Below are 13107 nucleotides of genomic sequence, written 5' to 3'. Positions count from 1 at the left end.
GGGGGCCGATGGCAGACGGCACCGGGTACGACGGAGTGAGCGACCAGGACCTCCTCTCCCAACACGTCCAAGGCGACCCCGACGCCTTCGGTGAGATCGTGCGGCGGCACCGGGACCGGCTGTGGGCCGTCGCCCTGCGCACCCTGGGGGATCGCGAGGAGGCCGCTGACGCGGTGCAGGACGCCCTCGTTTCCGCCTACCGGGCCGCCCACACCTTCCGGGGCCAGTCGGCCGTCACGACGTGGCTGCACCGCATCACGGTCAACGCTTGCCTGGACCGCGCCCGCAAGGTGGCCTCCCGCAAGACCTCCCCCGTCGACGACACCGAGCGGCTGGAGCAGCTCCTGGAGCCGCACGAGTCCGCCTCGGCACCGGCCGAGCGCAACGATCTCCACCGACAGCTGGTCCAGGCCCTCGGCACCCTGCCGACCGATCAGCGCGCCGCCCTCGTCCTGGTGGACATGCAGGGCTACCCCGTCGCGGAAGCGGCCCGGATCCTCGACGTGCCGACCGGCACGGTGAAGAGCCGTTGCTCACGCGGCCGGGCCAGACTCCAGCCGCTGCTGACCCACCTCCGGCCGGAGGGCGGCGCCGGGAGCGAGAATCCTGGCGAGGAACGGAACCAGACGCAGGAGCCGACCGTCCCACCCGCAGCGGGACCGCCTCCGGCGCAACCGCCGGACACAGGACCGAGTGACTCAGCTGCAGTGAAGGGCGGAGGTGGACGAGCGTGACGTCGACGACAGACATGGCCGGGCACCCGGACGTCACAGAGATCTCCGACCTCGCCGAAGGCCTTCTGCCACCGTCCCGCGGCTCCGCCGTGCGCCGTCATCTCGATGCGTGCGAGCTCTGCGCGGACGTCCATGCCTCCTTGGAGGAAATCCGGGGACTGCTCGGCACCCTGCCGGGTCCACCGCGCATGCCGGATGACGTCGCGCACCGCATCGACGACGCTCTGGCCGCCGAGGCCCTGCTGAACACCAGGGACACCGAGGGGCGGGAGTCCACGGAGAAGCCACTCGACAGCTCCGGTGCCCCGGCCGAGGACGCGACCGTCGCACATGTTTCACGTGAAACATCGACGCCCGTCGGCCGTCCCGCAGGCCGTCCCCGCGCCTCCACCACCGGCCCGGGCCGCAAGGACCGCACACGCCCCGGGCGTCGCAGGATCGCAGTCCTGGGCACCGTCTTCACCGTCGCCGCTCTCGGTCTCGGCTCCGTCCTGCTGGCATCGCTCGGCGACGACCAACCGGGCCATGACACGGCAGGGGAACGGACAACGGCCCCAGCGGACACCTTCTCCGCGGAGAAGCTGCAGAAGCAGGTAGCCGGTCTCCTTGCTGAGGGGAAGGCTGAGGAGAAGACCGAGGGCGGCGGGAACTCCCGCACCCCGCTCGGCGCCGCGACCGCACCCGACGGCAATCGTCCCAAGGTCTTCAAGGAGCCCGTCGTACCGGGCTGCGTACGCGACGGCATCGGCCGGGACGACGCCGCCCTGGCCGTCGAGCACGGCAGGTACCAGGGGAAGAAGGCTCTGCTCGTCCTGCTGCCCGCAGCTTCGGATCCGACCCGGGTCACCGCGTACATCGTCGATGCCACGTGTGTGGATCACCGAGCCTCCTCCACCTCCGGCAAGATCCTTCTGGAGCGCTCGTACCCGTCCGTGTGACGGAGCGCTTCACCTTCGCCCTGTGTGGTAACCGGCACAGAGGGGGCGGCTCCGTGTGCCCGGGCACAGCGGGAATGCCAGCCCCTTAGGATCCGTTGGGTGGGGTGAGAGTTCCGAGACGAGCTTTCACCGGTCGAACGACGCAGTCCAGAGACGAGGAATCCAGCCGTGAGCGACGTCCGTAACGTGATCATCATCGGCTCCGGGCCCGCCGGCTACACGGCGGCGCTCTACACCGCGCGCGCGTCGCTGAAGCCGCTGGTCTTCGAGGGTGCCGTCACCGCCGGTGGCGCGCTCATGAACACCACCGATGTCGAGAACTTCCCGGGCTTCCAGGACGGCATCATGGGCCCGGAGCTCATGGACAACATGCGCGCTCAGGCGGAGCGCTTCGGCGCCGAGCTCGTCCCGGACGATGTCGTGGCTGTCGACCTCAGCGGCGAGATCAAGACCGTCACCGACACGGCCGGCACCGTCCACCGGGCGAAGGCCGTCATCGTGACCACCGGCTCGCAGCACCGCAAGCTCGGCCTGCCGAACGAGGACGCGCTCTCCGGCCGTGGCGTGTCCTGGTGCGCCACCTGTGACGGGTTCTTCTTCAAGGACCAGGACATCGCCGTGATCGGTGGCGGTGACACCGCGATGGAGGAGGCGACCTTCCTCTCGCGGTTCGCCAAGTCCGTGACCATCGTCCACCGTCGCGACACCCTGCGTGCCTCCAAGGCCATGCAGGAGCGCGCCTTCGCCGACCCGAAGATCTCGTTCGTCTGGGACAGCGAGGTCGCCGAGATCCAGGGCGACCCGAAGCTGTCCGGCCTGAAGCTGCGCAACCTCAAGACGGGGGAGCTGTCGGACCTGGCGGTGACCGGACTGTTCATCGCGATCGGTCACGACCCGCGCACCGAGCTCTTCAAGGGCCAGCTCGACCTGGACGAGGAGGGCTACCTGAAGGTGAACGCCCCGTCGACGCGGACGAACGTGACCGGTGTCTTCGGCGCCGGCGACGTGGTGGACCACACCTACCGGCAGGCCATCACCGCAGCCGGCACCGGCTGCGCCGCCGCTCTCGACGCCGAGCGCTACCTCGCCGCCCTGGCGGACGAGGAGCAGCCCGAGCCCGAGAAGACTGCCGTCTGACTTTCCCCTACCCGCCCCACGCACCAACAGTTAAGGAGCCCGCCGTGGCCGGCACCCTGAAGAACGTGACCGACGACTCCTTCGAGCAGGACGTCCTCAAGAGCGACAAGCCCGTCCTGGTGGACTTCTGGGCCGCCTGGTGCGGTCCGTGCCGCCAGATCGCTCCGTCCCTCGAGGCGATCGCCTCGGAGTACGGCGACAAGATCGAGGTCGTCAAGCTCAACATCGACGAGAACCCGGGCACGGCCGCCAAGTACGGCGTCATGTCCATCCCGACCCTGAACGTCTACCAGGGTGGCGAGGTCGCCAAGACCATCGTGGGTGCCAAGCCGAAGGCCGCGATCGTGCGTGACCTGGAGGACTTCATCGCCGAGTAAGGCGATCGTGCCGCCGCATCGGTGGTGCATGTTTCACGTGAAACACGAATGGGCCAGCCCGAGAGGGCTGGCCCATTCGTTTGCCCGGGAGCGCCTATAGCGGCCGCAGCGCCGGCTCCTTCTGCACGGCGCCGAGCAACCGATCCAGAGCCATCTCCACGTCCTCCTTCCAGGAGAGCGTCGATCGCAGTTCCAGCCGCAGACGCGGATGCGTGGGGTGCTGCCGCACGGTCTTGAAGCCGACCGCCAGGAGGTGCTCGGCAGGCAGCACACAGGCGGGCTCCTTCCAGCGGGCGTCACCGAACGCTTCGATGGCCTTGAACCCGCGACGGAGCAGATCTTTGGCGACCGTCTGGACCATGACCCGTCCGAGACCCTGCCCCTGGTATCCCGGCAGGATGAACGCCGTCATCAACTGCACGGCGTCAGGTGAGACAGGGCTCGTGGGGAACGCCGTGGAACGGGGGACGTATGCGGGCGGGGCGTAGAGCACGAAGCCGACCGGGACGTCGTCCACATAGACGACGCGACCACAGGAACCCCAGTCCAGGAGGACCGCCGAGATCCAGGCTTCCTTCTCCAGGGCCGCCGTGCCCGCCTTTATCGCGGCCTCACCACTGACCGGGTCGAGTTCCCAGAAGACACACGAGCCACAGCGCTGGGGGAGATCCTGAAGGTTGTCCAGCGTGAGCGGTGCGAGCCGGCGCCCCATGAAGGCTGATCCTCACTTCCTTCGCCCGCGGCGTCGCGGGCTGCTGTCAGAGCGCTCCGTTCCCTGAGAAGGCTGCCGATGAACCCACCGACCGCCCCCAGCCCCAAACCGGCGCCCACCAGTCCGGTGCGGCTCATCGATCGCATGGGCCCCTGCCTCCCTTTCAGAGGTGCTGCCGAGTGGTCGCGCCGTACTCGATCGCATCGTATCCACGATGCCATTCCGTCGATACCGCCAAAAAGGAAAGAGCGGGCCACCTTCCGGCACACACCGGACACGGCCCGCTCCGTCACCTACGTGGCAGACGTTCCCCGAACGTCAGGACTCGCCGTCCTCGGCGTCGCCCTCGAGGAGGCTCCTCTGCAGGACCGGCCCCTCGCCCGGGGCGAGTGAACCAAGGATCCGCTCAAGGTCCTCCATGGAGGCGAACTCCACGGTGATCTTGCCCTTCTTCTGCCCCAGGTCGACCTTCACCCGGGTCTCGAAGCGGTCCGAGAGCCGCGTGGCGAGATCGGAGAGCGCGGGAGAGACCCGTGCACCGGCTCGCGGCCCCTTGGGCTTCTGGGCCTTCTGCGGCCGCGATCCCATCAGGGTCACGATCTCTTCGACCGCGCGCACCGAAAGGCCCTCAGCCACGATGCGGTGGGCAAGCCGGTCCTGCTCCTCCGAGTCCTCCACGGAGAGCAACGCCCGGGCATGCCCGGCCGAGAGCACACCGGCGGCGACCCGGCGCTGCACGGCCGGCGAGAGCTTCAGCAACCGCAGGGTGTTGGAGACCTGCGGCCGGGACCGGCCGATGCGGTCCGCCAGCTGGTCGTGCGTGCAGTTGAAGTCCCGCAGCAACTGGTCGTAGGCCGCGGCCTCTTCCAGCGGGTTGAGCTGCGCTCGGTGCAGGTTCTCGAGCAGGGCGTCGAGAAGGAGCTTCTCGTCGTCCGTGGCCCGCACGATGGCCGGGATCGCTTCCAGCCCCGCCTCACGGCAGGCCCGCCAGCGACGCTCGCCCATGATGAGCTCGTAGCGCGCGGGACCGACCTGTCGGACGACAACGGGCTGGAGGAGCCCGACCTCCTTGATGGAGGTGATGAGCTCGGAGAGCGCGTCCTCGTCGAAGACCTCACGGGGCTGCCGCGGGTTCGGTGTGATGGCGTCGAGCGGGATCTCCGCGAAGTGCGCCCCGATCGGCGCCGCATGAGTGGGCCCGCTCGGCTGCTTCGGCTCCTCTGTTTCACGTGAAACAGGCGGCAAGGTCGCCACCTTGGCCGCGGCCACGCCGCGATCGTTCGGCACCGTGGGCACTGCCGTCGGGGATGCGGAAGCGGTGTTGCCCACCGCGGCTTGGGCCACCGACTTCTCTGTCGGGGCGGCAGGGATCAGTGCGCCGAGACCACGGCCCAGCCCCCTCCGTCGCTCGCTCACTGGATGCCCTCCACCATGCTCGGGTCGTTCTGCTGTGCACCGATGTGGGCGTGCGTCGCGTCATAACTGATGCCGACGCCCTTCAGTGCGATCTCGCGCGCCGCCTCCAGGTAGGAGAGAGCACCGCTCGATCCAGGATCGTAAGTCAGTACCGTCTGTCCGTAACTCGGCGCCTCGGAGATACGGACGGACCGGGGGATGCTCGTCCGCAGCACCTCGTCGCCGAAGTGCGTACGCACCTCGTCCGCGACCTGGGACGCGAGTCGAGTCCGGCCGTCGTACATGGTGAGCAGGATGGTCGACACGTGCAGGGCGGGATTGAGATGCCCTCGCACCAGGTCGACATTGCGCAGGAGCTGCCCCAGGCCTTCCAGCGCGTAGTACTCGCACTGAATCGGGATCAGCACCTCCTGCCCCGCCACCAACGCGTTGACCGTCAGCAGCCCCAGAGAGGGCGGGCAGTCGATGAGGATGTAGTCCAGCGGCTGCTCGTATGCCTGGATGGCACGCTGCAGCCGACTCTCTCGCGCCACCAGGGACACCAGCTCGATCTCCGCACCGGCGAGATCGATGGTGGCAGGGGCACAGAAGAGTCCCTCGATGTCGGGGACCGGCTGGACCACTTCGGAGAGCGGCCTGCTGTCGACCAACACGTCGTAAATCGAGGGGACTTCGGCGTGATGGTCGATACCCAGAGCAGTGGACGCGTTGCCCTGAGGGTCGAGGTCGACCACGAGAACGCGGCCGCCGTGCAGAGCCAGGGATGCGGCAAGGTTGACGGTCGTCGTCGTCTTGCCCACGCCACCCTTCTGGTTGGCGACCACGATGATCCGGGTCTGCTCGGGCCGCGGCAGACCCTCGCCGGCGCGGCCCAGAGCCTCCACTGCCAGTTGGGCAGCTCGACCGATGGGAGTGTCGTCCATCGGAGGCGGTGTTTCACGTGAAACATCCGCCCCCATCGACTCGGTACGGGGACCGGGGACCGGATCGGTCATCGGTCCCGCGATGTTGGCGTCGGACCGCAAGGATTCACTCTCCTCGACTTCAGGCTCGCAATGAACAGAGCCTCCCATGTCTTCGGGGTCATGAACCAGTGAGGCCTGGCGTTCTGTGGAGAAATCCACCTCTGTGGACATCTCAGGTCCCTCATCGAGTGAACCGAGGGGCTTGCGGTCGCGGGGTTCGGCCGCAGCGCGGCCACGACTGATGATGCCGTGCAGCAGTGAGCGACGTTTCACGTGAAACACGATGCACAGCAGCCGAGGCCGTTCTGCCGCGACACTCCGGCATGCGCAGGTTTGGCAGCTTGTGTGGAGTACGTCTCGCCCGCAAAATGATCCACCCTGCCGGTGACCGACGTCACCGCAATCACTCAACTGAAGCGGGCCCTCGACGTCGCGTCAGCGCCTGCGGCGGGTCCGTCCCGTGCGAGCCGCCTTGGCCCTCTTGGCAGCGAAGCGGACACCGCCAGGGCTCTCCCCGACCTCGACCCGGACGACCGTGGACAGGGGATCGACCACGCCCTCGCCCACCTGCAGGATGGACGTCCCCACCGCACCCAGCTTGCTGAGAGCCGTCGACGCGCTCTTCAGCTCTTCCTCGGCCGTGTCGCCCTTCAGGGCCAGCATCTCGCCGTAGGGCCGCAGGAGCGGGATCCCCCAGGTGGCGAGACGGTCGAGCGGTGCGACAGCCCGGGCGGTCACCACGTGGACCGGCTGGATCTTCCCCATGACCTCCTCGGCCCGCCCGCGCATGACGGTCACGTGGTCCAGGCCGAGCAGCTCCACTACCTCGGTGAGGAAGTTGGTCCGCCGCAGCAGGGGCTCCAGCAGCGTGATCTTCAGGTCCTCCCTCACCAGGGCCAGCGGGATGCCCGGCAGGCCGGCACCCGAGCCCACGTCGCACACCATCACGCCTTCCGGCACGACTTCCGAGAGCACCGCGCAGTTCAGCAGATGCCGCTCCCACAGGCGAGGGACCTCGCGCGGGCCGATCAGGCCGCGCTGCACGCCCGCCTCGGCGAGCAGCTCGGCATAGCGCACCGCATCCGCGAAGCGATCGCCGAACACCTCACGCGCCTGCTCGGGCGCGGGGGGAAGCTCCGCTGCCTCCGTCACGGGGACCGTCCTTCCGTACCGCGTCAACGCACCCGGCGCCGACACCGAAACCACCAGAACTATCAGGCTGACAAAGTTCGGCCCCGTCTGCGCAACAGACGGGGCCGGTGAACAGGAGAGGGCCGATCAGGCGGGCAGCACGACGACGAACCGCTGCGGCTCCTCGCCCTCGGACTCGCTGCGCAGCCCGGCGGCCTTGACCGCGTCGTGGACGACCTTGCGCTCGAACGGCGTCATCGGCTTGAGCTTCACGGCCTCGCCGCTGCTCTTCGCCTCGGCAGCCGCCTTGGCACCGAGCTCGGACAGCTCGGAACGCTTCTGGGCCCGGTATCCCGCGATGTCGAGCATCAGCCGGCTGCGGTCACCGGTCTCCCGGTGCACGGCCAGACGGGTGAGCTCCTGGAGAGCCTCCAGCACCTCGCCGTCGCGGCCGACCAGCTTCTGCAGGTCGCGGCTGCCCGTGTCGCTGATGATCGACACGGAGGCGCGGTCGGCCTCGACGTCCATGTCGATGTCGCCGTCGAGGTCGGCGATGTCGAGCAGACCCTCCAGGTAGTCCGCAGCGATGTCGCCCTCCTGCTCCAGGCGAGTCACGGTGTCTGCGCCCTCGGCAGCGGCGGAGGTGGTGCCTTCCGTCACGGGATGGACTCCTTCTTACTTCTTGGACGGGGACTTGGGCCGCTGCGGGCCCTTGCGCTGGCCGGACTGGGCCTTGCTCCGGGCACCGCCGGCCGGCTTGGCGCCGCCCTTCTGGGCAGCACCGGCGGGCTTGGCGTCCTCCGGGGCCTCGGACTTGGTCAGCGACGTCTTCGGCTCCTGCTCACCGGCCGCCTTCGCACCGGTGACCGTGCCGGACTGGCGCTGGGCCTTGCTCTGGCGCTTGGGCTGCTGGCGCTTCGGCGTACCGGTGGCCACGGGCGTACCGTCCTCGGCCACGGTGACGACGGCGGTGTCCCCCTTGATCACCGTGCCGTCGGGCTGAGCGGCGAGTCCGGCCTTGCTCAGGCCGTTGATGAACTTGCGCTCGAACTCGTTGCGGTCCCGGCCCTTGGCGACGATCGCCTTCACGATGGCGCGGTCGCGGCGACGGGTCACCTTGTCGCGCTGCGTGACGTGCTTGTGCAGGCGCTCCAGGTATGCGGCCTGGGCCTTGGAACCCGGCGTCGGGTTGTTGCGGATCACGTACATCTGCTGGCCCATGGTCCACACGTTGGTGGTCAGCCAGTAGACGAGGACACCGACGGGGAAGTTGATGCCGAAGACGGCGAACATGATGGGGAAGACGTACATCAGCATCTTCTGCTGCTGCATGAACGGCGTCTTCACCGTGGTGTCGACGTTCTTCGTCATCAGCTGGCGCTGGGTGAAGAACTGCGACGCCGACATCAGGACGATCATGATCGCGGTGACGATGCGGACCGTGGTCAGCGAGGCGTCGAGGGCCGCGACGTCCGAGGAGCTGTCGGTGAACTTCGCCGCCAGCGGGGCCCCGAAGATGTGCGCCTGCTGCGCGCTCTTCAGCAGGCTGTCGTTGATGACACCGATGGTGTCGTTGTTCGCGATGCTGTTGAGCACGTGGTACAGGGCGAAGAAGAACGGGGACTGCGCCAGGATGGGAAGGCACGAGGAGAGCGGGTTGGTGCCCGTCTCCTTGTACAGCTTCATCATCTCTTCGGACTGACGCTGCTTGTCGTTCTTGTAGCGCTCCTGGATCTTCTTCATCTCGGGCTGGAGCGTCTGCATCGCCCGGGTCGCCTTGATCTGCTTCACGAAGAGCGGGATCAGGCAGATACGGATCAGGATCACCAGGGACACGATCGACAGGCCCCAGGCCCACCCGGTGTCGGGCCCGAAGAGGGCGCCGTACACCGAGTGGAACTGGACGATGACCCAGGAGACGGGTGTGGTGATGAAGCTGAAGAGGCTGGCAATCGTGTCCACTAATCATGCTCCTTGGGCATGGGACGGTGTCTCTGCGGCCGGGCTCGAAGGACTCGACGGACGTGTGGGTGACGTCTGTCCCTCGGTGGCCGGGTCGGCGGCGGAGGGCCCGCCCTTGCGTGCGCGCCACGCGTTACGCAGCATTTCGTGCCACCGCGGACGCTTGCGCGGGGGAACATGGTCCACACCGCCCAGCGACCACGGGTTGCACCGCAGGATGCGCCAGGCCGTGAGCGCCGTGCCCTTGACGGCACCATGCCGGTCGATGGCCGTGTAGCCGTAGTGGGAGCACGACGGGTAGTACTTGCAGACCGGCCCGAGCAGCGGACTGATCGTCCACTGGTACAGCTTGATCAGAGCCAGCAGCGGGTACTTCATCGCGCGCCCCCTCCCAGCAGCCGTTGAAGAGCGGCGTCCAGGTCTCGGGCCAGCTGTGCATGGTCGGCGTCGCCCGATCCGGGCAGCGCTCGTACGACTACCAGGCTACCGGGGGGCAGCAGGGCGACTCGCTCGCGCATCAGGTGGCGAAGTCTGCGCTTCACTTTGTTGCGGACGACCGCGCCGCCCACCGCCTTGCTCACGACGAAACCCGCACGCGTCGGGGGAGCGCTCTCCCCAGGCGCATGCGGGTCCGTAGCACCGCTTCGTAGGTGGACGACGAGGTGCGGGCGTCCTGCCCGACGGCCTCGTCGTACCGCGGTCGCGAAGTCCTCGCGCCGCCTCAGCCGGTTTTCGGTGGGCAGCACGACGTCATGACCTGATCGGAATCAGGCGGACAGACGGGCGCGACCCTTGCCACGGCGGGACGCGAGAATCGCGCGGCCGGCACGGGTGCGCATACGCAGCCGGAAGCCGTGGGTCTTCGCGCGACGACGGTTGTTCGGCTGGAAGGTGCGCTTGCTCACTCGGGGGCTCCAGAAAGATTCGGTAGTTGCGGGGTGCCGTCCTGGCTGTCACCGTGCGCCCACGAGTAGCTCGCAGTTACGCCCGATTGCACCGCTGACCGATCACCCAAGTGACCTGTGCCCATCGGAGGCAGGCGGCAGCAGCCATCGACAACTCGACCTGGTTACGGTACGCGCGGCTACGCCATCCGGTCAAACCGGGAGCCGCCGGGAGACACTTGTCCACAGCCTGGGGACAACAACTTGAACCGTACCGGTCGCCCTGACTACCGTGGCGGACTCCGATTCGTTCCCTTGTCCCTGCCCCGGTGGGTTTGCCCCCGTGGCACCCACCCGGATGACAATCCCGACCCGTCCCAGAACCACACGTTCGTGGGACCTGCGAGAGAGCGTGCCCTGTGGCTGACGTACCTGCCGATCTTGCCGCAGTGTGGCCACGCGTACTGGAGCAGCTCCTCGGGGAGGGCCGGGGCCAGGGCGTCGAGACCAAGGACGAGCACTGGATCCGCCGTTGCCAGCCGCTCGCGCTGGTCGCGGACACGGCCCTGCTCGCCGTACCGAACGAGTTCGCGAAGGGCGTGCTCGAGGGCCGGCTGGCGCCCGTCGTCAGCGAGACGCTGAGCCGTGAGTGCGGCCGGCCGATCCGCATCGCGATCACCGTGGACGACTCCGCGGGCGAGCCCTCCGCCCCGGCGGCACCCCCGGCGCGCCCCCAGCCGCGCTACGAGGAGCCCGAGCTCCCGGCCGCGCGCCAGGACAGCGACCGCTACGACCGCCAGGACGCCGATCGGTACGACCGCCAGGACCGGGACGGGTACGACCGCCAGGACCGGGACCGGGACCGGGACGGGTACGACCCCCGGCCGGACGGCGACCGGTACGACCCCCGCCAGGACCGCCAAGACCGGCAGGACCGGCAGGACCGGCAGGACCGGCAGGACCGGCAGGAGCGCCAGGACCGGCAGGAGCGCGACGGGTACGACGGGTACGGCCGCCACCGCGCCGAGCCGTTGCCCGGAACGGCCGCCGACCAGCTCCCGCCTACGCGCGGAGACCAGATCCCCAAGGCCCGCCCCGCCTACCCCTCCGAGTACCAGCGCCCCGAACCGGGTGCCTGGCCGCGGCCCTCGCAGGACGACTACGGCTGGCAGCAGCAGCGCCTCGGCTTCCCCGAGCGTGACCCGTACGCGTCACCCGGCCAGGACGGCTACGGCTCGCAGGACCCCTACGGTTCCGGAGCCGGTGCTCAGGAGACCTACGGCGCGCAGGACTCGTACGGCCCGAAGGGTTCCTACGGCTCCCCCTCGCAGGACTACCGGCCGCAGCCGGTGGACCGCCCGCCCTACGAGCAGCCGCGCTCCGACTACGACGACCCCCACACCTCGCACGCCCCGCGCCCCGAGTACGACCAGCGCGACGCGGTCCGGCGGGAGCTGCCCGAGCCGCCGGCCGGCTCCGGGCACGTGCACCGGGGCGGCCCCGTCGGCCCGAACCTGCCCACGACCGGTGCGCCCGGCCCGCTGGCCGCGCAGCCGGCGCCGGCGACCGGTCCGGGCGAGCCCACCGCGCGCCTGAACCCGAAGTACCTCTTCGACACGTTCGTCATCGGTGCCTCGAACCGCTTCGCGCACGCGGCCGCGGTGGCCGTCGCCGAGGCGCCGGCGAAGGCGTACAACCCGCTGTTCATCTACGGCGAGTCCGGGCTCGGCAAGACCCACCTGCTGCACGCGATCGGGCACTACGCCCGCAGCCTCTACCCGGGCACGCGCGTGCGGTACGTGAGCTCCGAGGAGTTCACCAACGAGTTCATCAACTCCATCCGCGACGGCAAGGGCGACAGCTTCCGCAAGCGGTACCGGGAGATGGACATCCTGCTCGTCGACGACATCCAGTTCCTCGCGGACAAGGAGTCGACGCAGGAGGAGTTCTTCCACACCTTCAACACGCTGCACAACGCGAACAAGCAGATCGTGCTGTCCTCCGACCGGCCGCCGAAGCAGCTGGTCACGCTGGAGGACCGGCTGCGGAACCGCTTCGAGTGGGGACTGATCACCGACGTCCAGCCGCCCGAGCTGGAGACGCGGATCGCGATCCTGCGCAAGAAGGCGGTGCAGGAGCAGCTGAACGCGCCGCCCGAGGTGCTGGAGTTCATCGCGTCCCGGATCTCCCGGAACATCCGCGAGCTGGAGGGCGCGCTGATCCGCGTCACGGCGTTCGCCTCGCTGAACCGGCAGCCGGTGGACCTGGGTCTGACGGAGATCGTCCTCAAGGACCTGATCCCCGGCGGTGAGGACTCGGCCCCCGAGATCACCTCGACCGCGATCATGGGCGCGACCGCGGACTACTTCGGGCTGACGGTCGAGGACCTGTGCGGCACCTCCCGCGGGCGCGCGCTCGTCACGGCCCGGCAGATCGCCATGTACCTGTGCCGTGAGCTGACGGACCTGTCCCTGCCGAAGATCGGCGCGCTGTTCGGCGGCCGCGACCACACGACGGTCATGCACGCCGATCGGAAGATCCGCAACCTGATGGCCGAGCGCCGCTCCATCTACAACCAGGTCACCGAGCTGACCAACCGCATCAAGAACGGCTGAGGCGGCGGCCGGCAACCGCTGAGGGCGTCTTCGGGGCTTTCCCCGGGGACGCCCTTCTTCATGTGCGACGGAGCGGGCGGGGGCCAGCGCCTCCCGAGCGGGCGGGGGCAGCGCCTCCGGAGCGGGCGGGGGCAGCGCCTCCGGAGCGGGCGGCCGGTGCGGCACATCGAGCGAAACGCGCCGGCCGGGCGAGCGAAAGGCACCGGCCGGGGCGAGCGAAGGCACCGGCCGGAGCG

At 69.0% G+C, this 13107-nt stretch carries 14 protein-coding genes; 5 read left to right on the top strand and 9 right to left on the bottom strand.

What is annotated here, in order from left to right; genetic code table 11:
• Nucleotides 1-8: 8 nt before the first annotated feature.
• From sigM to trxA, 4 genes are all read left to right on the top strand, one after another.
• Nucleotides 9-734: an RNA polymerase sigma factor SigM gene (gene sigM, locus ACZ4M5_RS25625; protein WP_467740162.1), complete on the top strand. Its 726-nt coding sequence runs from the start codon at nucleotides 9-11 to the stop codon at nucleotides 732-734.
• Complete coding sequence (locus tag ACZ4M5_RS25620) at nucleotides 731-1672, top strand: anti-sigma factor family protein (RefSeq protein WP_467740161.1); 942 nt, start codon at nucleotides 731-733, stop codon at nucleotides 1670-1672. Before sigM ends, ACZ4M5_RS25620 begins: the two co-directional genes overlap by 4 nt.
• Nucleotides 1673-1840: 168 nt before the next feature.
• Nucleotides 1841-2809 (top strand): thioredoxin-disulfide reductase, encoded by a 969-nt coding sequence (gene trxB, locus ACZ4M5_RS25615; protein WP_467740160.1) that lies wholly within the window; start codon nucleotides 1841-1843, stop codon nucleotides 2807-2809.
• Between the two features lie 44 nt (nucleotides 2810-2853).
• Entirely contained in the window at nucleotides 2854-3186 is a 333-nt protein-coding gene (trxA, locus tag ACZ4M5_RS25610) for a thioredoxin (RefSeq protein ID WP_103545205.1), read from the top strand.
• A 94-nt stretch (nucleotides 3187-3280) separates the two neighbouring features.
• On the opposite strand, the gene ACZ4M5_RS25605 is transcribed toward trxA, so the two are convergent.
• From ACZ4M5_RS25605 to rpmH, 9 genes are all read right to left on the bottom strand, one after another.
• Nucleotides 3281-3898 carry a GNAT family N-acetyltransferase gene (locus ACZ4M5_RS25605; RefSeq protein WP_369196882.1) on the bottom strand — a complete coding sequence of 206 codons (618 nt, stop codon included), beginning with the start codon at nucleotides 3896-3898 and terminating at the stop codon, nucleotides 3281-3283.
• Between the two features lie 318 nt (nucleotides 3899-4216).
• Nucleotides 4217-5314, bottom strand: coding sequence for a ParB/RepB/Spo0J family partition protein (locus tag ACZ4M5_RS25600; RefSeq protein ID WP_467740159.1), 1098 nt, complete (start codon nucleotides 5312-5314; stop codon nucleotides 4217-4219).
• Nucleotides 5311-6387 (bottom strand): ParA family protein, encoded by a 1077-nt coding sequence (locus ACZ4M5_RS25595; RefSeq protein ID WP_467740319.1) that lies wholly within the window; start codon nucleotides 6385-6387, stop codon nucleotides 5311-5313. Before ACZ4M5_RS25595 ends, ACZ4M5_RS25600 begins: the two co-directional genes overlap by 4 nt.
• A 327-nt stretch (nucleotides 6388-6714) precedes the next feature.
• Nucleotides 6715-7431, bottom strand: a complete 717-nt coding sequence (gene rsmG / locus ACZ4M5_RS25590) for a 16S rRNA (guanine(527)-N(7))-methyltransferase RsmG (protein WP_467740158.1) — start codon at nucleotides 7429-7431, stop codon at nucleotides 6715-6717.
• Between the two features lie 126 nt (nucleotides 7432-7557).
• A complete protein-coding gene (locus tag ACZ4M5_RS25585; protein ID WP_398109170.1) occupies nucleotides 7558-8070 on the bottom strand; it encodes a Jag family protein in 513 nt (170 codons plus the stop codon).
• 15 nt (nucleotides 8071-8085) lie between these two features.
• Entirely contained in the window at nucleotides 8086-9372 is a 1287-nt protein-coding gene (gene yidC / locus ACZ4M5_RS25580) for a membrane protein insertase YidC (RefSeq protein ID WP_467740157.1), read from the bottom strand.
• Between the two features lie 3 nt (nucleotides 9373-9375).
• A complete protein-coding gene (gene yidD / locus ACZ4M5_RS25575) occupies nucleotides 9376-9750 on the bottom strand; it encodes a membrane protein insertion efficiency factor YidD (RefSeq protein WP_467740156.1) in 375 nt (124 codons plus the stop codon).
• Nucleotides 9747-10118: a ribonuclease P protein component gene (gene rnpA, locus ACZ4M5_RS25570; RefSeq protein WP_388166508.1), complete on the bottom strand. Its 372-nt coding sequence runs from the start codon at nucleotides 10116-10118 to the stop codon at nucleotides 9747-9749. The genes yidD and rnpA overlap by 4 nt, the downstream gene beginning before the upstream one ends.
• Nucleotides 10119-10139: 21 nt before the next feature.
• The gene (rpmH, locus tag ACZ4M5_RS25565; protein ID WP_003949374.1) at nucleotides 10140-10277 is read right to left on the bottom strand and encodes a 50S ribosomal protein L34; all 138 of its coding nucleotides are present in this window, start codon (nucleotides 10275-10277) and stop codon (nucleotides 10140-10142) included.
• Between the two features lie 398 nt (nucleotides 10278-10675).
• Between rpmH and dnaA the strand changes: the two genes are divergently transcribed.
• Nucleotides 10676-12871 (top strand): chromosomal replication initiator protein DnaA, encoded by a 2196-nt coding sequence (dnaA, locus tag ACZ4M5_RS25560; protein ID WP_467740155.1) that lies wholly within the window; start codon nucleotides 10676-10678, stop codon nucleotides 12869-12871.
• Nucleotides 12872-13107 lie beyond the last annotated feature (236 nt).

It is taken from the genome of Streptomyces sp. NPDC026246 (assembly GCF_055567995.1).
Note: the sequence above shows the minus strand (reverse complement) of the source record. Positions and strands in the feature narration are given on the sequence as shown.